This window comes from Enterobacter sp. 241F3 (assembly GCF_034106785.1).
Lineage (GTDB): Bacteria > Pseudomonadota > Gammaproteobacteria > Enterobacterales > Enterobacteriaceae > Enterobacter > Enterobacter vonholyi.
The window spans coordinates 124,898-149,065 of the sequence record NZ_JAWNDD010000002.1 but is presented as its reverse complement, the minus strand read 5'-3'; the positions used below and the strand labels follow the sequence as shown (position 1 = coordinate 149,065).

The window sequence follows — 24,168 nt, the reverse complement described above, 5'->3', positions numbered from 1 at the left end:
ACGGTGCCAGCTTGATTTTTGTTAAGGCGTGACGATGTCAACGCTGTCGAAATGACACGTCGACACCGCGGTGTTGACAGCAATTTTTAAGGTAAATGTATTGAAAATCATAAAGATAAAAACTGGCATGGAATCTGCTTAACAGCCGCTATCTCCATTAAACGGATACCTTTTATGACTATTTGGGAAATCAGCGAAAAAGCGGATTACATCGCGCAGCGTCATCAGCAGCTGCAGGACCAGTGGCACCTTTACTGCAACTCTCTGGTCCAGGGCATTACCTTGTCGAAAGCGCGTCTTCACCATGCGATGAGCTGCGCGGCGCAGGGCGACATGCGCTTCGTTCTGTTCGGCCATTTCACCATCAACGTTACCCTGGCGGACAACTTCAACAGCCACACCATTGAGTACTACCTCGAGACAAAAGACGGCGAAAAACAGTGTATTGCGAAGGCGCAGCTGATGGCCGACGGCATGGTGGACGGCCACGTAAGCAACCGCGATCGCCAGCAGGTGCTGGAACACTATCTGGAAAAAATCGCGCCGGTTTATAACGGCCTGTACGCCGCCGTTGAGCACGATCTTCCTGTCAACCTGAAGCAGCTGATGGACGGAAATGCCTCAGCGAACGTGGCCTGATCCATGCGTGTCGAGAAGTGTCGACAAGACAGCTTTTCGACAAAAATGACTATCACCAGAGGATAACCCGGTGAACCGTTTTGTAATTGCTGACTCGACGGTCTGCATTGGCTGTCGAACCTGTGAGGCGGCGTGTTCGGAAACGCATCGCCTGCATGGGCTGCAGTCCATGCCGCGCCTGCACGTCATGCGTAATGAAAAAGAGTCTGCCCCGCAGCTCTGCCATCACTGTGAGGATGCCCCGTGCGCGGGCGTCTGTCCTGTAAATGCCATCACCCGCGTGGATGGCGCTGTCCAGCTGAACGAAAGCCTGTGCGTAAGCTGCAAGCTGTGCGGCATTGCCTGCCCGTTCGGCGCGATTGAATTTTCCGGCAGCCGCCCGCTGCATATTCCGGCCAATGCCAACTCGCCTAAAGCCCCGCCCGCGCCGCCGGCGCCTGCACGCGTCAGCACGCTGCTGGACTGGGTGCCCGGCATCCGTGCCGTGGCGGTGAAGTGCGACCTGTGCAGCTTCGATGAACAGGGCCCGGCCTGCGTACGGACCTGTCCGACGAAAGCGCTGATTCTGGTTAACATTCGCGACATCGCCCGTACCAGCAAGCGCAAGCGCGAGCTGACCATCAACAGTGATTTTGGCGACCTTTCTCTGCTACAGGCGCTTAACGAGGGGGCGAAATGAACGCGGCCATGATGATTACCGGCGCGGTAGCCTGTTTTATTGCCGCAGCTATTCTGGCGCCGATCTTCTCCTTCCATAAAACCCTGAGCGGCGGAATTGCCGGGATCGGCGGGGCGGCAGGTAGCCTGTTGACGCTGGCGGCAGGCGGCGTTGTTCTGCTAGGCGGACAATCCGTTGACACCCTCATACCGCTGGTTCGCCACACCGTTGAGATTACGCCGCTGAACGCCCTCTGGCTGGTGACGTTTGGCCTGTGCGGGCTGTTTATCAGCCTGTTCAATATCGAATGGCATCGCCACCCGCACGCTAAAGCCAACGGCCTGCTGGTTAACCTGCTGATGGCGACGGCGGTCTGCACCGTGACCGCCAGCAACCTCGGCGCGCTGGTGGTGATGGCGGAGATCATGGCGCTCTGCGGCGTGTTCCTGACGGGCTGCAGCGCCTCCGGGAAATTGTGGTTTGCGCTGGGACGCCTCGGGACGCTGCTGCTGGCGCTGGCCTGCTGGCTGGTGTGGCAGCGCTTCGGCACGCTGGACTTCGCTGCGCTTAACGGGCATCCGCTGGGGAATGACGTCTGGCTGTTGGGCGTGCTCGGCTTTGGCCTGCTCGCCGGAATCATCCCGCTGCACGGCTGGGTGCCGCAGGCGCATGCGAATGCCTCCGCGCCCGCCGCCGCGCTGTTTTCTGTGGTGGTGATGAAGGTCGGTCTGTTTGGGATCCTGGCGATTACGCTGACCGGCGGACAACCGCCGCTGTGGTGGGGCGTGGTGCTGTTGATTGCGGGCATGATCACCGCCTTCGTCGGCGGCCTGTACGCGCTGATGGAGCACAATATCCAGCGTCTTCTGGCGTACCACACGCTGGAGAATATCGGCATCATTCTGCTCGGCATTGGCGCGGGCGTGACCGGGCTGGCGCTGAATCAACCGGCGCTGATTGCGGCCGGTTTTATCGGTGGTCTTTATCACCTGATCAACCACAGCCTGTTTAAAAGCACGCTGTTCCTCGGCGCGGGAAGCGTCTGGTTCCGCACCGGCCATCGGGATATCGAAAAGCTCGGTGGGATTGGCAAAAAGATGCCGGTGATTTCACTGGCGATGCTGGTCGGGCTGATGGCGATGGCCGCGCTGCCGCCGCTGAACGGCTTTGCCGGGGAGTGGGTGATCTATCAGTCCTTCTTCGCCCTCGGTCAGAGCGATGCGTTTATCGCTCGTCTGCTGGGGCCGCTGCTGGCGGTCGGGCTGGCGATTACCGGGGCGCTGGCGGTGATGTGCATGGCGAAAGTCTACGGCGTGACCTTCCTCGGTGCGCCGCGCACCCGCGAAGCGGAAAACGCCTGCTGCGCACCGTTGTTGATGGGCGTGAGCGTGGTCGCGCTGGCGCTGTGCTGCATTGCGGGCGGCGTCGCTGCGCCGTGGCTGTTACCGCTGCTGGGCAACGCCATTCCGCTGCCGCTGACCGTGGCGAATACCACCGTCTCTCAGCCAATGATTGCGCTGCTGCTGATTGGCGCACCGCTGCTACCGCTCATCCTGATGATGTTCTTCAAACGCGACCGGCTCGCCTCCTGCTCGCGCGGTGCGGCGTGGGCCTGTGGCTACGAACACGAACAGTCGATGGTCATTACCGCCCACGGTTTCGCCATGCCGGTAAAAGAAAACTTTGCCGCCGTGCTGAAGCTGCGCCACTGGCTGAACCCGGTCGGCTGGGTACCCGGCTGGCAGAGCGCTGCCGCACCCGCGCTGTTCCGCCGTCTGGCGCTGATCGAACTGGCGGTGCTGGTGGTCATTGTGATTTCACGAGGAGCCTGACATGAATCTGTTACTGGCAATTCTTCAGGCGCTGGTGTTGTTCGCCGTGGCGCCGCTGCTGTCGGGCATCACGCGCGTGGCGCGCGCCCGGATGCACAACCGTCGCGGCCCTGGTGTGCTCCAGGAGTATCGCGATCTCTTCAAGCTGTTTTCTCGCCAGAGCGTGGCGCCGAATGCCGCAGGCTGGGTCTTCCGTCTGACGCCGTTTGTGATGGTGGGCGTGATGTTGACCATCGCCACCGCGCTGCCGGTGGTCACGGTGGGATCGCCGCTGCCGGCGCTCGGCGATCTGATCACGCTTATCTACCTCTTCGCTATCGCCCGCTTCTTCTTTGCCATCGCGGGCCTGGACACCGGGAGCCCGTTTACCGGCATCGGTGCCAGCCGCGAGGCGATGCTCGGCGTGCTGGTTGAGCCGATCCTGCTGCTGGGGCTGTGGGTTGCCGCGCAGGTTGCGGGCTCCACCCACATCAGCTTTATCACCCACGCCGTCTACCACTGGCCGGTTGCCCGCTCCATTCCGCTGGTGCTGGCGCTGTGCGCTTGCGCGTTCGCCACCTTTATCGAGATGGGCAAACTGCCGTTCGATCTGGCGGAAGCCGAGCAGGAACTGCAGGAAGGGCCGCTCACCGAGTACAGCGGCTACGGCTTTGCGGTGCTGAAGTGGGGCATTAGCCTCAAACAGCTGGTGGTGCTGCAGATGTTTGTCGGCGTCTTCTTCCCGTGGGGGCAGATGACGCACTTCTCCGCGGGCGGTCTGCTGCTGGCCGTCGTGGTTGCCGCCCTCAAGCTGCTGGTCGGCGTGCTGGTAATTGCCCTGTTCGAAAACAGCATGGCGCGTCTGCGTTTTGTGGAAACGTCCCGCATCACCTGGGCCGGGTTTGGTTTTGCATTTTTAGCGTTCGTCTCCTTGCTGGTGGCGTGATTAAAGAGAGTATTTATGTCTGAAGAAAAGAAAGGTCAGCAGTATCTCGCCGCGTTGCATCAGGCTTTCCCCGGCGTGGTGCTGGAGGAGTCCTGGCAAACCAAAGACCAGATAACCGTCACCATTAAGGTGAACTATCTGCCGGAAGTGGTGGAGTTTCTCTACTACCAGCAGGGCGGCTGGCTGTCGGTGCTGTTCGGTAACGACGAGCGCCAGCTGTGCGGCAACTATGCGGTGTACTACGTGATGTCTATGGAGCAGGGCGAAAAGTGCTGGCTCACCGTGCGCGTCGAGGTCGACCCGGCTAAGCCAGAATACCCGTCCGTCACGCCCCGCGTGCCCGCTGCCGTCTGGGGCGAGCGTGAAGTGCGCGACATGTATGGCCTGGTGCCGGTTGGCCTGCCGGACGAGCGCCGTCTGGTGCTGCCGGACGACTGGCCGGACGAACTCTATCCGCTGCGCAAAGACAGCATGGACTACCGTCAGCGTCCGGCCCCGACCACCGACAGCGAAACCTACGAGTTCATCAACGAGCTGGGCAGCAAGAAAAATAACGTGGTGCCGATCGGCCCGCTGCACGTCACTTCCGACGAGCCGGGCCACTTCCGCCTGTTCGTCGACGGCGAAAACATTATCGACGCCGACTACCGCCTGTTCTACGTCCACCGCGGCATGGAAAAGCTGGCGGAAACCCGCATGGGCTACAACGAAGTCACGTTCCTCTCTGACCGCGTGTGCGGCATCTGCGGCTTCGCCCACAGCACCGCCTACACCACCTCGGTAGAGAACGGCATGGGGATCGTGGTGCCGGAACGCGCGCAGATGATCCGCGCCATTCTGCTCGAGGTGGAGCGCCTGCATTCGCACCTGCTGAACCTCGGCCTGGCCTGTCACTTCGTCGGCTTTGACTCCGGGTTTATGCAGTTCTTCCGCGTGCGCGAAGCGTCGATGAAGATGGCGGAGATCCTCACCGGGGCGCGCAAAACCTACGGTCTGAACCTGATCGGCGGGATCCGTCGCGACCTGCTGAAAAACGATATGATCCAGACCCGCCAGCTGGCGCAGCAGATGCGCCGCGACGTGCAGGAGCTGGTGGATATGCTGCTCAGCACGCCCAACATCGAGCAGCGCACCGTCGGCATCGGCCGTCTTGACCCGGAAATTGCCCGCGACTTCAGCAACGTCGGCCCGATGGTGCGCGCCAGCGGTCACGCCCGCGACACCCGTGCCGATCACCCGTTCGTCGGCTACGGCCTGCTGCCGATGACCGTGCACAGCGAGCAGGGCTGCGACGTCATCTCTCGCCTCAAGGTGCGCATCAACGAGGTGTTCACGGCGCTGAACATGATCGACTACGGCCTTGATAACCTGCCGGGCGGCCCGCTGATGGTGGAGGGCTTCACCTACATTCCGAACCGCTTTGCCCTCGGCTTTGCCGAAGCGCCGCGCGGGGACGACATTCACTGGAGCATGACCGGCGACAACCAGAAGCTTTACCGCTGGCGCTGCCGCGCGGCCACCTACGCCAACTGGCCAACCCTGCGCTACATGCTGCGCGGCAACACGGTTTCCGATGCGCCGCTGATCATCGGCAGCCTCGACCCGTGCTACTCCTGCACCGACCGCATGACCGTCGTCGACGTGCGCAAGAAGAAAAGCCAGGTGGTGCCGTACAAAGAGCTTGAGCGCTACAGCATCGAGCGTAAGAACTCGCCGCTGAAATAAGGATTAGTCATGTTTACCTTTATCAAAAAAGCGATCAAAACCGGCACGCAAACCAGCAGCTATCCGCTGGAGCCGATGCCGGTGGATAAAAACTTTCGCGGCAAGCCGGAGCACAACCCGCAGCAGTGCATCGGCTGCGCGGCCTGCGTCAACGCCTGTCCGTCGAATGCCCTGACGGTGGAAACGGATCTCAAAACCGGCGAGCTGGCCTGGCAGTTTAACCTCGGGCGCTGCATCTTCTGCGGCCGCTGCGAGGAGGTCTGCCCGACGGTCGCCATTCGCCTGTCGCAGGAATACGAGCTGGCGGTGTGGAAGAAAGAGGATTTTCTGCAGCAGTCGCGCTTTGAGCTGTGCAACTGCCGCGTCTGCAGACGTCCGTTCGCCGTGCAGAAAGAGATCGACTACGCCATCGCGCTGCTGCAGCACAACGGCGACGCCCGCGCGGAGCATCACCGCGAAAGCTTTGAAACCTGCCCGGCGTGCAAGCGTCAGAAGTGCCTGCTGCCGTCCGACCGCATTGATATCACCCGCCACATGAGAGAGGCCAGCTGATGGAAAACTTACTGGGCCCGCGCGACGCTAACGGCATTCCGGTGCCGATGACGGTGGACGAATCCATCGCCAGCATGAAGGCGTCGCTGCTGAAAAAAATCAAACGCTCGGCCTACGTCTACCGCGTGGACTGCGGCGGCTGCAACGGCTGCGAGATCGAGATCTTCGCTACGCTGTCGCCGCTGTTTGACGCCGAGCGCTTCGGCATCAAGGTGGTACCGTCCCCGCGTCATGCGGACATCCTGCTGTTTACCGGGGCCGTCACCCGCGCCATGCGCTCGCCCGCGCTGCGCGCCTGGCAGTCCGCGCCGGACCCGAAAATCTGCATCTCGTACGGCGCCTGCGGCAACAGCGGCGGCATCTTCCATGACCTCTACTGCGTCTGGGGCGGCACCGACAAAATCGTGCCGGTCGACGTCTACATTCCGGGCTGCCCGCCGACGCCCGCCGCCACGCTGTACGGCTTCGCGATGGCGCTCGGCCTGCTGGAGCAGAAAATCCACGCCCGCGAGCCGGGCGAGCTGGACAACCAGCCTGCCGCCATTCTGCACCCGGACATGGTGCAACCGCTGCGGGTGAAGGTCGACCGCACGGCGCGCAGGCTGGCGGGCTATCGCTACGGGCGTCAGATTGCCGATGACTATCTGCGCCTGCTGAGCCAGGGCGACCATCAGGTGGCGCGCTGGCTGGAGGCGGAAAACGATCCGCGCCTCAATGAGATCGTGGCGAACCTGAACAGCATCGTCGATGAGGCGCGAATCCGATGAGTGAAACGGTGGTGTTCAGCCAGCTGAGCCGTAAGTTTATTGATGAGAACGATGCCACGCCGGATGCGGCGCAGCAGGTGGTCTATTACAGCCTGGCGATTGGGCATCACCTCGGGGTGATTGACTGCCTGGAGGCCGCGCTGAGCTGCCCCTGGCCGGAATACCTGGCGTGGATTGCCACGCTGGAGGAGGGCAGTACGGCGCGGCGCAAGATGGAAGGCGTGCCGAAGTACGGCGAGATCGTGATCGATGTGAACCACATTGCGATGCTCGCCAACGCCTTTGACGCGGCGCTCGGCAGGCAAACCCCGGCGCAGCAGGCGTGGAGCAAAACGCTGCTCGGCATGCTGCATGATATTCATCAGGAGAGCGCCATCTACCTGATGGTGAGGAGATTACGTGACTGACGTTTTACTGTGTGTCGGCAACAGCATGATGGGCGACGACGGCGCGGGTCCGCTGCTCGCAGAGATGTGTGCCGCCAACCCGCAGGGCAGTTGGCTGGTGATTGACGGCGGCAGCGCGCCGGAAAACGACGTGGTCGCCATTCGCGAACTGCGTCCGGACAGGCTGTTAATCGTCGATGCCACCGATATGGGGCTCAACCCCGGCGAGATCCGCCTGATTGACCCGGACGACATCGCCGAGATGTTTATGATGACCACCCACAATATGCCGCTGAACTACCTTGTGGATCAGATCAAAGGTGACGTGGGCGAGGTGCTGTTTTTGGGCATTCAGCCGGACATCGTTGGGTTTTATTACCCGATGACGCCGCCGGTGAAGGAGGCGGTGGAGGTGGTGTATTCACGACTAGCCGGGTGGGCTGGAGACGGAGGGTTTTCTCAGCTCTGAGCAGCGGCTTACCGGGCCTACGGTTTTGTAGGCCGGGTAAGGCGAAGCCGCCACCCGGCAAAACAGGCTACTCCAGATCCGCACCGTTACTCGCAATCACCTTCTTATACCATCCGAACGATTTCTTACGTTTCCGCTCCAGCGTGCCGTTCCCGGCGTCGTCACGGTCAACGTACACAAACCCGTAGCGCTTGCTCATCTCGCCTGTTGAGGCCGAAACCAGGTCAATGCAGCCCCAGGTGGTGTAGCCCATCAGCGGCACGCCGTCCTCAATCGCGTCGCCCATCGCGCGGATGTGCTCGCGCAGATAGCTGATGCGGTAGTCGTCGTTAATCTCGCCGTTTTCATCAACGACATCTTTCGCCCCGAGGCCGTTTTCTACCAGGAACAGCGGCTTCTGGTAGCGGTCGTACATCATGTTCATGGTGATGCGCAGGCCGAGCGGGTCGATGCCCCAGCCCCATTCGCTCACCTGAATGTGCGGGTTGCGCAGGGATTTGACGATGTTCGCCGCATTGGTATTGTTCGCATTCATATCCGCCGACGCGCAGCGCGAGGCGTAATAGCTGAACGACACAAAGTCGACGGTATTTTTCAGCAGTTCGTCATCGCCGGGATCTTTCACAATCACCACGCCTTTCTCGCGGAACACGCGGGCGGAGTAAGCCGGATAGCTGCCGCGCGCCTGCACGTCGATAAAGAACAGATTCTCGCGGTCTTTCTCCAGCGCCATCCACACGTCTTCCGGCTTGCAGGAGTACGGATAGAAATTCCCGCCCGCCAGCATGCAGCCGACCTGGTTTTCCGGGTTCACCTCGTGGGCAATTTTGGTCGCCAGCGCGCTCGCCACCAGCTCGTGGTGCGCGGCCTGGTATTTCACCTGGTCTTCGTTTTCGCCTTCCTCAAACACCAGCCCCGCGCCGGAGAACGGGCTGTGCAGCATGATGTTGATTTCGTTGAAGGTCAGCCAGTATTTCACCAGCCCGTTAAATTCCTCGAAGCAGGTGCGGGCGTAGCGGGCGAAGAAATCCACCATTTTGCGGTTGCGCCAGGATCCGTATTCCGTCACCAGGTGCATCGGCACGTCGAAGTGGCAGAGCGTCACCAGCGGCTCGATGTTGTACTTTTTGCATTCTTCAAATACCGCCCGGTAGAAGGCAATGCCCTCTTTGTTCGGCAGCGGTTCGTCGCCGTTCGGATAGAGGCGGCTCCAGGCGATCGAGGTGCGGAACACCGTAAAGCCCATCTCCGCCATCAGGGCGATGTCCTCTTTATAGCGATGGTAAAAATCAATCGCCTCGTGGCTCGGGTAGAACTCGTCGTCACGCAGCGAGAAACGCTTTTCCTTACCAAGCTTCACCGCCAGGCGGTTCGCGCCGTGGGGGATCATATCGACCGTCGTCAGCCCTTTGCCGCCCTCACGGTAAGCGCCTTCGCTCTGGTTGGCGGCAAGCGCGCCGCCCCATAAAAATCCTTGTGGAAAAACAGACATTCTTACCTCGCTTTCAATTTATGCTTTTGCTGCGTTGTTCTGTACCGGTGCGGTCTGCAGGGCGCGCGCTTTTTCGGCGTCGTCTTCGACAGGGATATCCTCAAACCCTAAAAGCAGGGTCAGAACAAACGACAGCACCACTGCCAGCCCCATCACGCCGAACACCCAGACGATGGTCATCGGGTTGGCCGGATCGAAGAACTGCACGCTGGTAAACAGCCCCGGCGCCGCCATCGAGTGGCTGGCAAGACCCGCGATACCGGCCACCGCTCCGCAGATAAAGCCGCTGATCAGGCTCGCAATCAGCGGGCGTTTCAGACGCACCGCCACGCCGTACAGGGCCGGTTCAGAGATCCCCGCCATGATGGCGGAGGCTGCCGCCGCCAGCGCCGTCTGGCGCAGCTCCGGGTTTTTGGTTTTCCACGCCACCGCCAGCGAAGAGCCGCCGAGCGACAGGTTGGCGCCGATTTCCGAGGGCATCACCATCCCTTCCTTGCCCGTTTCGGCAATGGTCTGAATGATGGTTGGCGTAAACACGCGGTGCATGCCGGTCATCACCAGCAGCGGCCACAGCGCGCCCATGATGGCGACGGAGAGCCAGCCCAGGTAGCCGTGAATGGTGTAGACCAGCGCGGAGATGGCGCTACCGATCCAGATCCCCAGCGGGCCAATCAGCACGATGGCGAGCGGGGCGGCAATCAGCACGATCAGCATCGGCTTGAGGAAGTTTTTCGTCACCGCCGGGGTAATACGATCCACCCAGCGTTCGATGTATGACAGGCACCAGGTCATGACCAGCGCCGGGATGACGGTGTAGGTGTATTTCACCGCCGTCACCGGGATAAAGGCGAACTCAACGTGCTCGCCCTGCGCGGCTTTTGCCATCAGCTCGATAAAGCTCGGGTGCACCAGCACGCCCGCAATGGCGATGGCCAGCGACATGTTGGTTTTGAATTTCACCGCCGCCGAGGCTGCCACCATCAGCGGCAGGAAGAAGAAGGCGCCGTCGCCGATGACGGTCAGAATAGTCAGCGTCGGCGCGCCTTTTGGCAGCACGCCGGTCATCTCAAGGATCATCGCCAGCAGCTTGACCATCGAGCCGCCGATGATCGCCGGGATCAGGGGGGACATGGTGCCGATCAGCGCGTCGAGGATCCCGGCGCCAATGCGGCGCAGCGTCAGTTTCTGCGGTCCTTCCGGCACTGCGGGCTGCAGTTCCGTGGGCAGCAGGCTTACCACTTCGCGGTACGCCTGTGACACCGTGTTGCCAATAATCACCTGGCACTGGTTGTCGTTGCGCACTACGCCAAGGACGCCGCTGATGCTTTTCAGGAGTGCGGCATCGGTGAGGGTTTCATCTTTCAGAACGAAACGCAGTCGCGTCATGCAGTGGGTGACGGCGATGATGTTCTCTTTGCCGCCCAGCGCGCTGATGACGTCGTTCGCCAGCGCAGCGTAATTTTTGGCCATCGGATGTGATCCTGTTATTGTTGTGAGAAATGTAGGAAACCGGTTCCACATAATCATCATTAGTTTCTATGAATGAAACAAGATCGCTTTTTGACCATTTTTTCGTTTCGTGATGCAGATCGCAATGGGGTATCGAAAGCGTGATTTCATCGCTGCGACAATTTTTTTGCAGTGCAGTACACTGCGCTCCATCAGATTCAGACGGAATAACAACATGACCACGATGCTGGAAGTGGCGAAGCGGGCAGGCGTTTCGAAAGCCACGGTATCCCGGGTGCTGTCGGGAAATGGCTACGTTAGCCAGGAAACCAAAGATCGGGTGTTTCAGGCCATTGAAGAGAGCGGCTATCGCCCGAATTTGCTGGCGCGAAACCTGGCTACCAAACGTACCCAGACGCTGGGCCTGGTGGTGACGAACACCCTTTATCACGGCGTCTACTTTAGCGAACTGCTGTTTCACGCCGCGCGCATGACGGAAGAAAAGGGGCGGCAGCTGATCCTCGCGGACGGCAAGCATAGCGCGGATGAAGAGCGCGAGGCGATCCAGTACCTGCTCGATATGCGCTGCGACGCGGTGATCATCTATCCGCGTTTTCTGAGCGTGGATGAAATGGATGAGATCGTCGAGAAGTGCGAGCAGCCCATAATGGTGCTCAACCGTCGCCTGCGGAAAAACAGCAGCCACAGCGTCTGGTCAGATCATAAAGCCTCCAGCCAGGATGCGGTGTCGCAGCTGATTGCGAAAGGGCACCGGGAGATCGCGTTTATCACCGGCTCGCTGGATTCTCCCACCGGGGTTGAGCGTCTCTCCGGCTATAAGGACGCGCTGGCGCAGCACGGTATTCCGCTGCGCGAGGGTCTGATTGCGCAGGGGAAGTGGAACCCCGCCAGCGGCGCGGCGGCGGTTGCCGAACTGCTTGCTCGCGGTGAACGCTTTACGGCGCTGGTGGCGAGTAATGACGACATGGCGATCGGCGCCATGAAGCAGCTGCACGACAGCGGCGTGGCCGCACCGGACGCGGTGTCGGTGATCGGTTTCGACGACGTGGCCATCGCGCCCTACATCGTGCCGTCGCTTTCCAGCGTGCGTATTCCGGTGACGGAGATGATTAAAGAAACCATCAGCCGCCTGATCTTCATGCTCGACGGCGGCGAGTTTAAGTATCAACAAACCTTCTCCGGCGAGCTTGTCCTGCGTGACTCCGTTATTGACGGCCCGCACCGCTGATGTCGACAGCTGTCATCGTCATAAGTGACGATGACAGCGCTGCTGCGATTTTTAAAGTTCCATAAAATCAACGTATTAATTATTGGCACGGTTTATGAATATCTCCGCGCATAACTGTAATGCTGGAGAAGCAGATGAACCGTTTTATTATGGCCGATGCCAGTAAATGTATTGGTTGCCGTACCTGTGAAGTGGCGTGCGTGGTTTCCCATCAGGCGGAGCAGGACTGCGCGTCGCTTACCCCTGACACCTTCCTGCCGCGCATCCACGTCATCAAAGGCGTGAATATTTCCACCGCCGCCATCTGTCGCCAGTGCGAAGACGCACCGTGCGCGAACGTCTGCCCGAACGGGGCGATTAAACGCGAGAAAGGCTTTGTGCACGTGATGCAGGAGCGCTGCATTGGCTGCAAAACCTGCGTGGTCGCCTGTCCGTATGGCGCGATGGAGGTGGTGGTCCGTCCGGTGGTGCGCAACAGCGGTATGGGGCTGAGCGTGCGGGCGGAGAAAGCCGAAGCCAACAAGTGCGACCTGTGCTACCACCGCGACGCCGGTCCGGCCTGCATGGAAGCCTGCCCGACGCACGCGCTGGTCTGCGTGGATCGCGACAAGCTTGAGCAGATGAGCGCCGAAAAGCGCCGTCGCGCGGCGTTCGACACCTCGTCATCACTGCTGTTCTGAACCGTATGAGCAGCAACGGCGTTCAGCTGCGCGTGCGCGGCAAAGTGCAGGGCGTAGGGTTTCGTCCCTTCGTCTGGCAGCTGGCGCAGGCGCTTCAGTTGACCGGTGACGTCTGCAATGACGGAGAGGGCGTGCTGGTGCGCCTCGCGGGTAATGGGGGGGCCTTTACCGCGAGGCTGCATCAGGACTGCCCGCCGCTGGCACGCATTGACCACGTGGAAACGCAGCCGTTTACCTGGGCGCACGTGCCGGAGGACTTTACCATCCGCCACAGCGCGGGCGGGGCGATGGACACCCAGATAGTGCCGGATGCCGCGACCTGTCCGGCATGTCTGGCTGAAATGCGCGACCCCGGCGAGCGCCGCTATCGCTATCCGTTTATCAACTGCACCCACTGCGGGCCGCGGTTCACCATTATTCGCGCCATGCCCTACGACCGCCCGGCCACGGCAATGGCGCCATTCCCGCTTTGTGTGCCGTGTGAAGCAGAGTACCGCAATCCTGCCGACCGCCGTTTTCACGCTCAGCCGGTAGCCTGCCCGGACTGCGGGCCCGCGCTTATGTGGCGTGCGGGCGACATAACTGCTGACCGTGAAGCTGCGCTGCGTGCGGCGGTGGCGATGCTGAAAAGCGGCGGTATTGTTGCCGTCAAAGGGCTGGGCGGCTTTCACCTCGTCTGCGACGCGCGTAACCCGCAGGCGGTCGCGACGCTTCGGTCACGCAAACAGCGCCCGTCGAAGCCGCTGGCGGTGATGATCCCGCATGCGGATGACCTGCCGGAGACGGTTCAGACGCTGCTGCGCTCACCCGCCGCACCCATTGTGCTCACGCCAAAAGCCTGGCTGCCCGCGTTCCCGGAAGGTATCGCGCCCGGTCTGGACACCGTGGGCATCATGCTTCCTGCGAACCCGCTGCAGCACCTTTTGATGATGGACTGCCAGCGCCCGCTGGTGATGACTTCAGGTAACCTCAGCGGCAGACCGCCAGCCATCACCAGCCGGCAGGCGCTGGAGGAGCTCAGCGGCATCGCGGACGGCTTCCTGCTGCATAACCGCGATATCCTGCAGCGGATGGACGACTCGGTGATGGATCGGGACGGGGCGATGCTGCGCCGCGCGCGCGGTTTTGTGCCCGATGCCATCACGCTGCCTGCGGGTTTCGAGAATATCCCCGCCATGTTATGCACCGGTGCAGAGATGAAAAATACCTTCTGCCTGGCGCGTGGGAACCAGGCGGTGCTGAGCCAGCATTTTGGCGATCTCGGTGACGAGGGTGTCGAAGCGCAGTGGCGCAGCGCGCTCTCGACGATGCAGGAAATTTACGGCTTTCAGCCGGAACGCATTGTATGCGATGCCCATCCGGGGTACCGCGCGCGTCAGTGGGCGCAGGTGCAGGGGCTGCCCGTTGAAACTGTCCTGCATCATCACGCCCACGCGGCTGCGTGCCTGGCGGAGAACGGCTGGCCACTCGACGGCGAAGACGCAATTGCCCTGACGCTGGACGGGATCGGCATGGGCGAGAACGGCGCGCTGTGGGGCGGGGAGTGCCTGCGGGTGAACTATCTCGCGTGCGAGCGTCTGGGCGGGCTGCCTGCCGTTGCGCTTCCGGGGGGCGATCTGGCGGCGCGGCAGCCGTGGCGCAATCTGCTCGCCCACTGCCTGGCGTTTGTGCCTGACTGGCAGCAGTACCCTGAAACGCGTGCGGTACAGCGCCAGAACTGGCCGCTGCTGGCGACGGCGATCCGGCGTGGCATCAACGCGCCGCGAGCTTCTTCCTGTGGTCGCCTGTTTGACGCGGTTGCCTGTGCGCTCGGCATCGACACGCAGCGTTACGAAGGGGAAGCGGCCTGCCGGCTGGAAGCCCTGGCATCGCAGTGCACGGGTGTTGACCATCCGGTGACGCTGGAAGTGGATAACCTCGCGCAATTCTGGCTGCAGTGGCTGAGCTGGCAGGCGGAGCCCTGCGAGCGCGCGTGGGCATTTCACGACGCGCTGGCAAAAGGGCTGGCGCATCTTGCCGCGTTCCATGCCCGACGCCTGTCGCTGTCGACAATCTGTCTCAGCGGCGGCGTGCTGCACAACCGTCTGCTGCGCGCGCGCCTGCGTCATTATCTTTCTGACTTTACGCTTCTTTTTCCTTCGCACCTGCCCGCAGGTGACGGAGCGATCTCCTTCGGGCAGGCGGTGGTCGCCGCTGCCCGGTCATGTTTACAAAGGACTAAAAATGTTACGACTGTTACGCAATGAACCTCGTGCCGCGCTTCTGCTGCTGGCTCTGGTAATGGCAAACCTGCTGGCCTGGGGATGGGCATGGCAGACTTTTAGCGGCAGCACGGCGCTGATGGCCGCCAGCCTGCTGGCGTGGTGCTACGGGCTGCGTCACGCGGTGGACGCCGACCACATTGCCGCCATTGATACCGTGACGCGTAAGATGATGCAGCAGGGCAAACGCCCGTCCGGCGTAGGGGCGTGGTTCTCGCTGGGACACTCCACCATCGTGGTGCTGGCCTCCATTGCTATTGCCGCCACCGCCACGGCGTTTCAGAAAAACATGGAATGGTTCCACGAAACCGGCAGCCTGATTGGCACCGCCGTTTCCGCCACCTTCCTGCTGGCGATGGCGCTGGTGAACATGGTGATCCTGCGCGGAGTCTGGCGCAGTTTTCAGGCGCTGAAAAAAGGCCAGCCGGTGCAGGGCGACATCACGCTGCCTGCCCAGGGCGGCGTCATGAACTGGCTGTTTGGCAAAACCTTCCGCCTCGTCAATAAAAGCTGGCAGATGTATCTGGTGGGTTTCCTGTTCGGTCTCGGTTTTGACACGGCCACCGAGATTGGCGTGCTGGGGATCTCTGCCGCCAGCGCCTCCAGCGGGATGTCGGTGTGGTCAATCATGATCTTTCCTGCACTCTTCGCCAGCGGCATGGCGCTGGTGGATACCCTCGATAACCTGCTGATGGTCGGCGCCTACGGCTGGGCGTTTAACAAGCCGCAGCGCAAGCTCTACTACAACATGACCATCACCGGCACCTCCGTGGTGGTGGCGCTGTTTATCGGCGGGCTGGAAGCGCTGGGTCTGCTGATGGATAAATTTGCCCTCAGCGGCGGCGTGTGGGATCTGATTGGCGCGGTGAATGACAACCTGGGCAACGCCGGGTTTGTGGTGGTCGGGCTGTTCGTTGCCTGCTGGCTGATCTCCATGGTCAACTACCGTTGGCGCGGCTACGACGCGCTGGTGGTGCGTTCCTGATCCGGCTCCTGCACAGCGTAACCTCCGCGACTTCCTCAATGGCTGGCGCACAGCGGCATACCGATAAAAAATGCTGAAAATATAGGACTTTTGCGGAATAAAATATATTCCGCATTCTTCGCTTGTGTGAAATAGCGAGAAAGATAATTGAGTTATTTATAAAAATTCGCCATGATTTGCCTCCGGCCGATCATGTCTTTTTAGACTGAGTTGGCTGCGAATAATAAAACAGAATGATGTTTCTAATCTGTTTCAGATTAAAGTATTTACGAAAATAATAAATAAGGGATTGATAGCGATGATATATCTGCTTTGCATTTATTTTATGAATAGGATTCGTAAAAAAAAGCTCCGGGATATCGGGGCGGTGAATAATAATATCCAAAGCTTAAGTAAGCATGACCCTTTTGCAGGCCGGGTAGGCGAAGCGCCACCCGGCAAAAAGAGGGTTAAGCAGGTAGCAATTTCAGCAGAGCGAAAGCCTCCTTCATCCGATCTTCACTGACCACAAAAGCGCGTAGTTGATCCTCGTTGTCTACGCCATGCGCGACCATTCCCTGCTGTTCGAGGGTTATTTTCCAGCTCAGATCCTGACGCTGCGTTTCACCTGCGAGATGCAGCGGTAATTCCGGCGTTTTTACTTTAATTAGCATGGCGGGTAATTTCAGCGGCGCGCTGCCGCCGAGCAGGTTTTTAGCAAGATACATCGCGCTTAGTTGGATTGGCTGTAAAAAGGGAAGTACCTGACCATTAATTTCAGCGCAGTCTCCTAACGCGTAAATATCAGGTTGCGTGGTTTGCAGATAGCTATTTACCTTCACGCCACGCTGTATTTCGGCGCCTGCGCGATGCGCCAGCGCGGTTTCCGGGCGCAGGCCCGTCGCCGCGATAACCGCATCGACCTCAACGCTGCGGTTGCGGTCGAGCATGGCACGAATGCCGCCTTCGGTTTTACTCAGGCTTTGCAGCTGCGATTTCAACAGCAGATGTACCCCCATGTCGGTCAGGCGATGCTGTAAGCGACTGCTTACTTCTGCGGGCATCAGCGACGACAGAATGCTCGCCGCATGGTCGACCAGGGTGACGGATTTGCCCGCCCGGCAGAAATCCATCGCCAGCTCGGTGCCTATCAGCCCGCCGCCGACAATCATCACGCGCTGCGCGTCGCGAAGCCCCGTTTCGCTGGCCTGATACTCCTGCTGGCTGTTGAGGGTGATTATCAGCTCGCGGCCCTCAATCGGCGGCACAAACGCAGAGGCACCCGTGGCAAGCACCAGCCTGTCGTACTGCCAGGTTTTCTCTGTTGCTTTCACCACGTGAGCGGCGGCGTCGATGTCGGTGACCCAGGTGTACGGGAACAGGCGCAGGTTAAACAGCTCGGCGAACTCCCCCGCCGTCTGGCGGGTGAGATCTTCGGCGCGCTGATTCTGACTAATCACGTGGCTTAAGTCAGGCTTGTTGTACTCGTCCATGCTGTCGGCGGCAATCACCGTCAGCGGCACGCTGGCGTCCTGTTTGCGGATGTTTTTCACCAGCTGACGGGCGGCAAAGCCCGAGCCGATGATGACGATGCCGTGGCTCATTTTGCCTCCGTTGCCAGTTCATCAAAAACGTCTTTCCCGAGGGAACATTCCGGGCAGAGGAAGTTGTCCGGCACGTCACTCCACGGCGTACCCGGCGCGACATCCTGCAGCGGCTCGCCCAGCTCAGGGTCGTAGATCCACTGGCAGACGCTGCACTGCATGCAAGGACCGAGGTTCGCAGCGGCAGCTTCAGCTACGGCTTCTGGCGCAACCGCCGCAGCGGGGGCGGTTTCCGGCAGAGGTGCAAGCGCCCACTGCCGCGCAATGTCGCGGCCGTGCTGGCGGCAGATCTCCAGGGCGTCGATATCCGGTCGCCATTTGGCTTTAAGGCTGAGGGACATCTCAAAACCGGCATCCTGTAAACGGGTAGAAAGGCGGTCTACCGCGCCGCCGCTCCAGCCGTGGGAGCCAAAGGCGCTGGAGCGCTTGTTACGGAAGCGCAGGCCGGTCATCTCTTCCACCAGACCTGCAATTTTCGGCATCATTACGTTGTTCATGGTGGAGGTGCCCACCAGCACGCCCTTAGAGCGGAACACGTTGGTCAATACCTCGTTCTTATCGCTGCGCGCCACGTTGAAGATTTTCACCGCCACGTTCGGGTCCACTTCGTTGATGCCCTGGGCAATGGCGTCCGCCATCATGCGGGTGTTGTTGGACATGGTGTCGTAGAAAATCGTAATGCGGTCTTCCTGATAGTCCGCCGCCCATTTCAGGTACAGCTCCACAATCTGGGTGGGATTTTCACGCCACACCACGCCGTGAGAGGTAGCAATCATCTCCACCGGCAGATTAAAGCCGAGGATCTCGGTGATTTTTGGCGTCACCAGGCGGCTGAACGGGGTAAGGATGTTGGCGTAGTACCGCTGGCACTGTTCGAACAGTTCGGTCTGATCCACTTCGTCATTAAACAGGCGTTCGTCGCAGTAGTGCTGGCCGAAGGCATCGTTGCTGAACAGCACCGCGTCGCCGGTCATGTAGGTCATCATGCTGTCCGGCCAGTGCAGCATCGGCGTTTCCACGAAGATCAGCTTCTTGCCGTTGCCGATATCCAGCGCGTCGCCTGTTTTCACGGTGTGGAAGTTCCACTCCGGATGGTGGTGGTGGCCGTTGATCGAGTCGATGGCGTTGGTGGTGCAGTAGATCGGCGTGTTCGGGATGTAAGACATCAGCTCGGTCAGCGCGCCGGCGTGATCTTCTTCCGCGTGGTTGATAATGATGTAGTCGATGGCGTCCAGGTCGATTTCACTGCGCAGGTTCTGCACGAACTCGCGGCTGAACTTGTGATCGACGGTATCGATCAGCACGTTTTTTTCTTCGCGGATGAGATAGCTATTGTAGCTGCTGCCGCGCAGCGTTTTGTATTCCGTCCCGTGGAAATCGCGCACTTCCCAGTCACGTTGACCCACCCAATGAATGTTATTTTTAACCAGAATAGACATAGCAACCTCTACGTAATACAGCATTTTCAAATAAGATGATTTGCTTATATCAAGTTGCGTGCCAGTTTTTAATTATTTGATTTTAATGAATTAATGTTGTCGTGCCTCGTAGTGGGTAGTCATTATGACTATCAAATATATTGTCAATATGACACTATTCATTGTCAAAATGACAACGAGATCACTATGAGCTTTTCCGTAGACGTGCTGGCGAAGATCGCCATTGAGCTGCAGACCGGTATCGGCCATCAGGACCGCTTTCAGCGGCTGATCTCCACGCTGCGCCACGTGCTTGAGTGCGATGCGTCCGCACTGCTGCGCTACGAGGGGCGGCAGTTTATTCCGCTGGCTATCGACGGGCTGGCGAAGGACGTGCTCGGACGGCGTTTTACCCTTGAGGGCCATCCGCGTCTGGAAACTATCGCCCGCGCGGGTGACGTGGTGCGCTTTCCGGCGGACAGCGATCTGCCCGACCCGTACGATGGGCTTATTCCCGGCCAGGAGAGCCTGAAGGTGCACGCCTGTATCGGCCTGCCTTTATTTGCCGGACAAAATCTGATTGGCGCGCTGACCCTCGACGGCCTTTCGCCGGACCAGTTCGATGCCTTTAGCGACGAAGAGCTGCGCCTGATTGCCGCCCTGGCCGCCGGGGCGCTTAACAACGCGCTGCTGATTGAACAGCTGGAGAGCCAGAATATCCTTCCCGGCAGCCCGGCGGCATTTGAGCAGGTAACGCATACGGAGATGATTGGCCTCTCTCCGGGCATGGCGCAGCTCAAAAAAGAGATTGAGATCGTTGCCGCTTCCGATTTGAACGTGCTGATCTTCGGGGAGACCGGCACTGGCAAGGAGCTGGTGGCGAAGTCCATTCACGAAGCGTCGCCGCGCGCGGTGAACCCGCTGGTGTACCTCAACTGCGCCGCGCTGCCGGAAAGCGTGGCGGAAAGCGAGCTGTTTGGTCACGTTAAAGGGGCGTTTACCGGGGCCATCAGCAACCGCAGCGGCAAGTTCGAAATGGCCGATAACGGCACGCTGTTTCTGGACGAAATCGGCGAGCTCTCCCTGTCGCTACAGGCCAAGCTGCTGCGCGTGCTGCAGTACGGCGACATCCAGCGCGTGGGGGATGACCGCAGCCACAGAGTGGACGTTCGCGTGCTGGCGGCCACCAACCGCGACCTGCGTGAAGCGGTGCTGGCCGGGCAGTTCCGCGCCGACCTGTTCCATCGCCTGAGCGTGTTCCCGCTTACCGTGCCGCCGCTGCGCGAGCGCGGGGACGACGTGGTGCTGCTGGCGGGCTTTTTCTGCGAGCAGTGCCGTCTCAGGATGGGGCTTTCCCGCGTGGTGCTGAGCCCGAGTGCGAGGTCGCATCTGCTAAGCTACGGCTGGCCGGGCAACGTGCGCGAGCTGGAGCATGCGATCCACCGCGCGGTGGTGCTGGCGCGGGCGACGCGTTCGGGAGATGAGGTGGTAATTCATGCGCGGCATTTTGCACTGCATGAGGAAACTGCCCCGACCGTGAAGGCTGCTGCGCCCGAGAGCGCAAACGAGAATCTACGCGAGGCGACGGAAGAATTCCAGCGTCGGATGATTACCCGCGCGCTGGAGCAGAATAACCGCAGCTGGGCGGCGTGCGCGCGGGCGCTGGAGATGGACGTCGCCAACCTGCACCGGCTGGCGAAGCGTCTGGGACTGAAGGGTTAGATAATGCCGGCCTGATAGAAATCCTGCAGGTTGATGGCGCCGCACAGCCTGCCGGTGTCATCCACCACCGGTGCGGCGGTGATTTTGCGCTTCATCAGCACCTCTTTGGCTTCAATGGCGCGGCTCTCGGCGTTCAGCGTCAGCCCCCCTTTGGTCATGGCGTCCGACACTTGGGTTTCCAGCCTGCCGCCGCCCACCAGCCAGCGGCGCAGGTCGCCGTCGGTGAATACGCCTTTGACGTACCCGTCGTCATCGCACACCGCCACCAGCCCCAGACCGGTGCGGCTGAGCTCCAGCATCGCGTCCATGACGCTGGTATTGAGTTTGACCTGCGGAATAGCATCGTCGGTGCGCATCAGGTGGTGAACCTTGTTGAGCAGGCGTGCCCCGAGCGCCCCCGCCGGATGCGAGCGGGCGAAATCTTCTTCGTTAAAGCCGCGCGCCTGCATCACCGCCATCGCCAGCGCGTCGCCCATCATCAGGGTATTCACGGTGCTGGAGGTCGGGGCGAGGTGCATCGGACAGGCTTCACGCTCAACGGAAATATCCAGCGTCGCTTTGGCGGCCAGCGCTAGCGGCGAGCGGGATTTCCCGGTCATCGCCAGCAGGGCGACGGATTTTTCCTGCAGGCGCGGAATAATGAGATCCAGCTCTTTGGCCGAACCGGAGTAAGAGATAAACAGCATCACGTCGCGGCTTTCTATCATCCCCAGATCGCCGTGCAGCGCCTCTGCCGGATGCACGAAGAAGGCCGGGGTGCCGGTGCTGGCGAGCGTCGCAGCAATCTTTTTGCCGATATGGCCGGATTTACCGATGCCCGCCACGATCACTTTGCCTTCGCAGTGGATAATGGTGTTGGCGGCGCGGACAAAATCCTCGCCCAGACGTTCCGGCAGGCGGCTGGCTTCCTGCAGTTCCAGCGTCAGCGTCTGGCGACCCGTTTCTAACAGAAAATCACTCATCTCTCTCTCCGGTTACGATCACGTCGATGCCTTTCTCTTCCAGCGCTTTTTTGAACGCCGGGTCGATACCCGCGTCGGTAATCAGCTTGTCGACGCTTTCAAGGCTACAGACAATGTTGGGGCTTTTACGGCCAAACTTCGACGAGTCCGCCATCAGAATCACCTCCCGCGCGGCGTTACACATGGCTTTACTGACGCTGAACACCTCGTTGAAGGTGGTGACGCCCGCGTTCAGGTCGATGCCGTCGGTGCCCATGAACAGTTTATCAAAGCTGAAGTGGTCGAAGGCGTTCTCCGCCAGCTGTCCGTGGAATGAGGCGGATTTTTTGCGGAAGGTGCCGCCGGGCATCAGGATGGTCTGCTCGCTGTCGAACTCCGACAGCGCGTTGACGATGTGCAGGCTGTTGGTCATCACCGTGATGTTGTTAAAGCGGCTGAGCAGCGGGATCATCTGCAGAACGGTACTGCCTGCATCCAGAATGATGGAGTCGCCATCGTGGATAAATTTTACGGCGGCTTCGGCAATCATCGCTTTCTGGTGGGTATTGATCAGCGTTTTGTGGTCGATAGGCGGGTCGGCTTCGTCCTTATTAAGCACCACGCCGCCGTAGGTTCGAATGACGGCGCCAGAGTTTTCGAGCAATACGAGGTCCTTGCGTATCGTCGTGCCGGTGGTGTCAAAGTAGTGGGCCAGATCCTCTACCGAACATTTTCCCTGCTTTTGCAGATGCTCGAGAATGGCCGCCTGCCGCTGACGAGGTTTCATAGGCGCTTCGTTCCTTAGGTTGCGAAATGATAATTTCGCAAGTCTATATCTTTCACAACGAAATTATCCATGTTTCAGATTAAGCGCTAATGATAGTGCATTCTGACAGAGTGGATCATGGGGAAAGATCACATCAGGCTGCAATTCCTGCAGCGAAATGCCGTTGATTGCCTGGATTTTCACCGGACGGGCAAAGACGGTCATGCCGCGCATGATGAGGGAATCGCAGACGTTATTGTTTTCGTCCAGCGCAATAGCCACGACGACTCGCGGTTTAAAGCGTCCCCCGGAACGCCCGACGCCCACGCGGCCTTTCTGGCACAGTGCGTCAAACGCGCGGTTAAACTGGTGAATTTGCCAGCCGCCGAACGCCATCTGGCAGAGCCAGGCGAGGGCGGCGACGGTGATGAGTGCGGTGACCATATCGGCTCCTTATTGTGTACCCTCTCCCGGTGGGAGAGGGTTAGGGTGAGGGCATCAGGCCGCTCGATCAGAACATTACCTGCCCGCCGGTGACGTTAATCGACTGCCCGGTGCAGTACGAGGCTTTCGGGCTGGCGTAAAACAGCAGCATGTTCAGCACGTCCTGATAATCGCACCCGCGCTTCAGCGGCACTTTATCGATGTAGTACTGCTCCACTTCCTCAGCCTTGATGCCGAGCTTGGTGGCATACTGCGGCAGCAGGGACTGGAACATCGGCGATTTCAGCAGGTTGCCGAGCATCAGCGAGTGAACGGTAATGCCGTACTCGGCCAGATCCAGCGCCAGAGACTGCGTCAGCCCCACGCCGCCAAACTTCGCCGCGCTGTAGCCGGAGTTGTGCTTGCTGCCCACTTTTCCTGATTTGGAGTTGATCTGAATGATGCGTCCCTGAATGCCGTCGCGGATCATCAGACGGGAAAACTCGCGGGCGCAGAGGAAATAGCCCACCAGATTGACCTGCAGCGAGCGGTCAAAATCCCCCAGTTCGAAATCGCTGATAAAGGCCGCTTTCGCAATTCCCGCGCTGTAGACCAGCAGATCGGTACGCCCAAAAATCTCGTCCACGCCGCGGGCCAGCGCCATCACGCTCTGCTCGCTGGTGGCGTCGGCGCCAAACCCGTACGCCATTTCTTCGCCAAACTCGGTGTTAATGGTGTCCGCCACGCGGGCGGCTTTTTCACTCTGAATATCCACTACCGCCACGCGGTAGCCCTCTGCGGCAAGCCCACGGCAGAGGAACTCGCCTAAGGTTTGTCCTCCACCAATGACAACGGCAACCTGACTCATGTCTATCTCCTTAATTACGCAACAAATTTTAACGTGCAGCCTGGGGTGACAGCCTGCGGAACCGGACCATCGACGTGAACCGTGCCGGGATATTCGGCCTGTAGCTGGCCGTCGAAACGCAGGGTGATGTGGCCCAGCTCGCGCAGGTTTTGTTCAGCGACGTCGCCGACGGCGGTCACGGCATAGCGCGCCTCGCCCAGCTCAAGCTGGCTACCGGCCTTCAGCTCACCGTTCAGCTCGCCGTGGCAGTGGATAAAACAAAACTCTTCGATATCCGCAGGCGCCCCTTCGCGAAAGGTGATCAGCATCTGGTCGCTCAGCGCGTCGGCGGCGCTCTGGCCAATGCGGGTAATGGTGGTCTGGTAAATCACGGTCATT

The 24,168-nt window shown here is 60.1% G+C and carries 23 protein-coding genes; 14 read left to right on the top strand and 9 right to left on the bottom strand.

Annotated elements, in window-relative coordinates; all coding sequences use genetic code 11:
* Positions 1–174 precede the first annotated feature (174 nt).
* From hycA to hycI, 9 genes are all read left to right on the top strand, one after another.
* Positions 175–639, top strand: a complete 465-nt coding sequence (gene hycA, locus UR504_RS07980) for a formate hydrogenlyase regulator HycA (protein WP_032653166.1) — start codon at positions 175–177, stop codon at positions 637–639.
* A 70-nt stretch (positions 640–709) separates the two neighbouring features.
* Positions 710–1,318, top strand: a complete 609-nt coding sequence (locus tag UR504_RS07975; protein WP_023308971.1) for a 4Fe-4S dicluster domain-containing protein — start codon at positions 710–712, stop codon at positions 1,316–1,318.
* Entirely contained in the window at positions 1,315–3,129 is a 1,815-nt protein-coding gene (gene hycC, locus UR504_RS07970; protein ID WP_302236526.1) for a formate hydrogenlyase subunit 3, read from the top strand. Before UR504_RS07975 ends, hycC begins: the two co-directional genes overlap by 4 nt.
* A gap of 1 nt (position 3,130) precedes the next feature.
* Positions 3,131–4,054: a respiratory chain complex I subunit 1 family protein gene (locus tag UR504_RS07965; protein ID WP_302236527.1), complete on the top strand. Its 924-nt coding sequence runs from the start codon at positions 3,131–3,133 to the stop codon at positions 4,052–4,054.
* A gap of 15 nt (positions 4,055–4,069) precedes the next feature.
* Positions 4,070–5,779: a formate hydrogenlyase subunit HycE gene (gene hycE / locus UR504_RS07960; RefSeq protein WP_149366659.1), complete on the top strand. Its 1,710-nt coding sequence runs from the start codon at positions 4,070–4,072 to the stop codon at positions 5,777–5,779.
* A 9-nt stretch (positions 5,780–5,788) separates the two neighbouring features.
* Positions 5,789–6,331, top strand: a complete 543-nt coding sequence (locus tag UR504_RS07955) for a formate hydrogenlyase complex iron-sulfur subunit (RefSeq protein ID WP_111965481.1) — start codon at positions 5,789–5,791, stop codon at positions 6,329–6,331.
* Positions 6,331–7,098, top strand: coding sequence for an NADH-quinone oxidoreductase subunit B family protein (locus UR504_RS07950; RefSeq protein ID WP_021241938.1), 768 nt, complete (start codon positions 6,331–6,333; stop codon positions 7,096–7,098). The genes UR504_RS07955 and UR504_RS07950 overlap by 1 nt, the downstream gene beginning before the upstream one ends.
* Positions 7,095–7,505, top strand: coding sequence for a formate hydrogenlyase maturation HycH family protein (locus UR504_RS07945; RefSeq protein ID WP_111965483.1), 411 nt, complete (start codon positions 7,095–7,097; stop codon positions 7,503–7,505). The genes UR504_RS07950 and UR504_RS07945 overlap by 4 nt, the downstream gene beginning before the upstream one ends.
* Positions 7,498–7,953, top strand: coding sequence for a hydrogenase maturation peptidase HycI (gene hycI / locus UR504_RS07940; protein ID WP_115876149.1), 456 nt, complete (start codon positions 7,498–7,500; stop codon positions 7,951–7,953). The genes UR504_RS07945 and hycI overlap by 8 nt, the downstream gene beginning before the upstream one ends.
* Before the next feature lie 67 nt (positions 7,954–8,020).
* On the opposite strand, the gene UR504_RS07935 is transcribed toward hycI, so the two are convergent.
* Both UR504_RS07935 and ascF read right to left on the bottom strand, forming a co-directional pair.
* Positions 8,021–9,445: a 6-phospho-beta-glucosidase gene (locus UR504_RS07935; RefSeq protein ID WP_023618131.1), complete on the bottom strand. Its 1,425-nt coding sequence runs from the start codon at positions 9,443–9,445 to the stop codon at positions 8,021–8,023.
* A gap of 18 nt (positions 9,446–9,463) precedes the next feature.
* Positions 9,464–10,915: a PTS cellobiose/arbutin/salicin transporter subunit IIBC gene (ascF, locus tag UR504_RS07930; RefSeq protein WP_302236544.1), complete on the bottom strand. Its 1,452-nt coding sequence runs from the start codon at positions 10,913–10,915 to the stop codon at positions 9,464–9,466.
* Between the two features lie 214 nt (positions 10,916–11,129).
* Here ascF and UR504_RS07925 point away from each other — a divergent pair, with 214 nt between their 5' ends.
* From UR504_RS07925 to UR504_RS07910, 4 genes are all read left to right on the top strand, one after another.
* The gene (locus tag UR504_RS07925) at positions 11,130–12,143 is read left to right on the top strand and encodes a LacI family DNA-binding transcriptional regulator (protein ID WP_223580372.1); all 1,014 of its coding nucleotides are present in this window, start codon (positions 11,130–11,132) and stop codon (positions 12,141–12,143) included.
* A gap of 134 nt (positions 12,144–12,277) precedes the next feature.
* Complete coding sequence (hydN, locus tag UR504_RS07920; protein WP_023308960.1) at positions 12,278–12,823, top strand: electron transport protein HydN; 546 nt, start codon at positions 12,278–12,280, stop codon at positions 12,821–12,823.
* A gap of 5 nt (positions 12,824–12,828) precedes the next feature.
* On the top strand, positions 12,829–15,069 hold the full coding sequence (gene hypF / locus UR504_RS07915) for a carbamoyltransferase HypF (protein WP_302236552.1): 2,241 nt from the start codon (positions 12,829–12,831) through the stop codon (positions 15,067–15,069).
* Positions 15,047–16,069 (top strand): HoxN/HupN/NixA family nickel/cobalt transporter, encoded by a 1,023-nt coding sequence (locus UR504_RS07910; RefSeq protein ID WP_302236554.1) that lies wholly within the window; start codon positions 15,047–15,049, stop codon positions 16,067–16,069. Before hypF ends, UR504_RS07910 begins: the two co-directional genes overlap by 23 nt.
* A 449-nt stretch (positions 16,070–16,518) precedes the next feature.
* Here the strand turns inward: UR504_RS07910 and norW are convergent, their stop codons facing one another.
* A complete protein-coding gene (gene norW, locus UR504_RS07905) occupies positions 16,519–17,652 on the bottom strand; it encodes an NADH:flavorubredoxin reductase NorW (protein WP_115876143.1) in 1,134 nt (377 codons plus the stop codon).
* Positions 17,649–19,091, bottom strand: a complete 1,443-nt coding sequence (gene norV / locus UR504_RS07900) for an anaerobic nitric oxide reductase flavorubredoxin (RefSeq protein ID WP_302236559.1) — start codon at positions 19,089–19,091, stop codon at positions 17,649–17,651. The genes norW and norV overlap by 4 nt, the downstream gene beginning before the upstream one ends.
* Positions 19,092–19,277: 186 nt before the next feature.
* On the opposite strand from norV, the gene norR reads away from it, so the two are divergent.
* Complete coding sequence (norR, locus tag UR504_RS07895; RefSeq protein WP_320739575.1) at positions 19,278–20,792, top strand: nitric oxide reductase transcriptional regulator NorR; 1,515 nt, start codon at positions 19,278–19,280, stop codon at positions 20,790–20,792.
* Here the strand turns inward: norR and gutQ are convergent.
* The 5 genes from gutQ to srlB all read right to left on the bottom strand — a co-directional run bounded on the left by gutQ (position 20,789) and on the right by srlB (position 24,167).
* Complete coding sequence (gutQ, locus tag UR504_RS07890) at positions 20,789–21,754, bottom strand: arabinose-5-phosphate isomerase GutQ (protein WP_271369203.1); 966 nt, start codon at positions 21,752–21,754, stop codon at positions 20,789–20,791. The genes norR and gutQ overlap by 4 nt on opposite strands.
* Positions 21,747–22,520, bottom strand: coding sequence for a glucitol operon DNA-binding transcriptional repressor SrlR (gene srlR, locus UR504_RS07885; RefSeq protein ID WP_115876141.1), 774 nt, complete (start codon positions 22,518–22,520; stop codon positions 21,747–21,749). The genes gutQ and srlR overlap by 8 nt, the downstream gene beginning before the upstream one ends.
* Before the next feature lie 63 nt (positions 22,521–22,583).
* Positions 22,584–22,943 carry a transcriptional regulator GutM gene (gene gutM / locus UR504_RS07880; protein WP_045908515.1) on the bottom strand — a complete coding sequence of 120 codons (360 nt, stop codon included), beginning with the start codon at positions 22,941–22,943 and terminating at the stop codon, positions 22,584–22,586.
* Between the two features lie 67 nt (positions 22,944–23,010).
* Entirely contained in the window at positions 23,011–23,790 is a 780-nt protein-coding gene (srlD, locus tag UR504_RS07875; protein ID WP_274240666.1) for a sorbitol-6-phosphate dehydrogenase, read from the bottom strand.
* Between the two features lie 14 nt (positions 23,791–23,804).
* Positions 23,805–24,167, bottom strand: coding sequence for a PTS glucitol/sorbitol transporter subunit IIA (srlB, locus tag UR504_RS07870; protein WP_274240665.1), 363 nt, complete (start codon positions 24,165–24,167; stop codon positions 23,805–23,807).
* Between the last annotated feature and the right edge of the window lies 1 nt (position 24,168).

Excerpts from the sequence above, each read along its gene's own strand:
- hycA (WP_032653166.1), top strand. The coding sequence starts at position 175 with ATGACTATTTGGGAAATCAGCGAAAAAGCGGATTACATCGCGCAGCGT.
- hycC (WP_302236526.1), top strand. The coding sequence starts at position 1,315 with ATGAACGCGGCCATGATGATTACCGGCGCGGTAGCCTGTTTTATTGCC.
- UR504_RS07965 (WP_302236527.1), top strand. The coding sequence starts at position 3,131 with ATGAATCTGTTACTGGCAATTCTTCAGGCGCTGGTGTTGTTCGCCGTG.
- hycE (WP_149366659.1), top strand. The coding sequence starts at position 4,070 with ATGTCTGAAGAAAAGAAAGGTCAGCAGTATCTCGCCGCGTTGCATCAG.
- UR504_RS07955 (WP_111965481.1), top strand. The coding sequence starts at position 5,789 with ATGTTTACCTTTATCAAAAAAGCGATCAAAACCGGCACGCAAACCAGC.
- UR504_RS07950 (WP_021241938.1), top strand. The coding sequence starts at position 6,331 with ATGGAAAACTTACTGGGCCCGCGCGACGCTAACGGCATTCCGGTGCCG.
- UR504_RS07945 (WP_111965483.1), top strand. The coding sequence starts at position 7,095 with ATGAGTGAAACGGTGGTGTTCAGCCAGCTGAGCCGTAAGTTTATTGAT.
- UR504_RS07935 (WP_023618131.1), bottom strand. The coding sequence starts at position 9,445 with ATGTCTGTTTTTCCACAAGGATTTTTATGGGGCGGCGCGCTTGCCGCC.
- ascF (WP_302236544.1), bottom strand. The coding sequence starts at position 10,915 with ATGGCCAAAAATTACGCTGCGCTGGCGAACGACGTCATCAGCGCGCTG.
- UR504_RS07925 (WP_223580372.1), top strand. The coding sequence starts at position 11,130 with ATGACCACGATGCTGGAAGTGGCGAAGCGGGCAGGCGTTTCGAAAGCC.
- hydN (WP_023308960.1), top strand. The coding sequence starts at position 12,278 with ATGAACCGTTTTATTATGGCCGATGCCAGTAAATGTATTGGTTGCCGT.
- hypF (WP_302236552.1), top strand. The coding sequence starts at position 12,829 with ATGAGCAGCAACGGCGTTCAGCTGCGCGTGCGCGGCAAAGTGCAGGGC.
- UR504_RS07910 (WP_302236554.1), top strand. The coding sequence starts at position 15,047 with ATGTTACGACTGTTACGCAATGAACCTCGTGCCGCGCTTCTGCTGCTG.
- norW (WP_115876143.1), bottom strand. The coding sequence starts at position 17,652 with ATGAGCCACGGCATCGTCATCATCGGCTCGGGCTTTGCCGCCCGTCAG.
- norV (WP_302236559.1), bottom strand. The coding sequence starts at position 19,091 with ATGTCTATTCTGGTTAAAAATAACATTCATTGGGTGGGTCAACGTGAC.
- norR (WP_320739575.1), top strand. The coding sequence starts at position 19,278 with ATGAGCTTTTCCGTAGACGTGCTGGCGAAGATCGCCATTGAGCTGCAG.
- gutQ (WP_271369203.1), bottom strand. The coding sequence starts at position 21,754 with ATGAGTGATTTTCTGTTAGAAACGGGTCGCCAGACGCTGACGCTGGAA.
- srlR (WP_115876141.1), bottom strand. The coding sequence starts at position 22,520 with ATGAAACCTCGTCAGCGGCAGGCGGCCATTCTCGAGCATCTGCAAAAG.
- gutM (WP_045908515.1), bottom strand. The coding sequence starts at position 22,943 with ATGGTCACCGCACTCATCACCGTCGCCGCCCTCGCCTGGCTCTGCCAG.
- srlD (WP_274240666.1), bottom strand. The coding sequence starts at position 23,790 with ATGAGTCAGGTTGCCGTTGTCATTGGTGGAGGACAAACCTTAGGCGAG.
- srlB (WP_274240665.1), bottom strand. The coding sequence starts at position 24,167 with ATGACCGTGATTTACCAGACCACCATTACCCGCATTGGCCAGAGCGCC.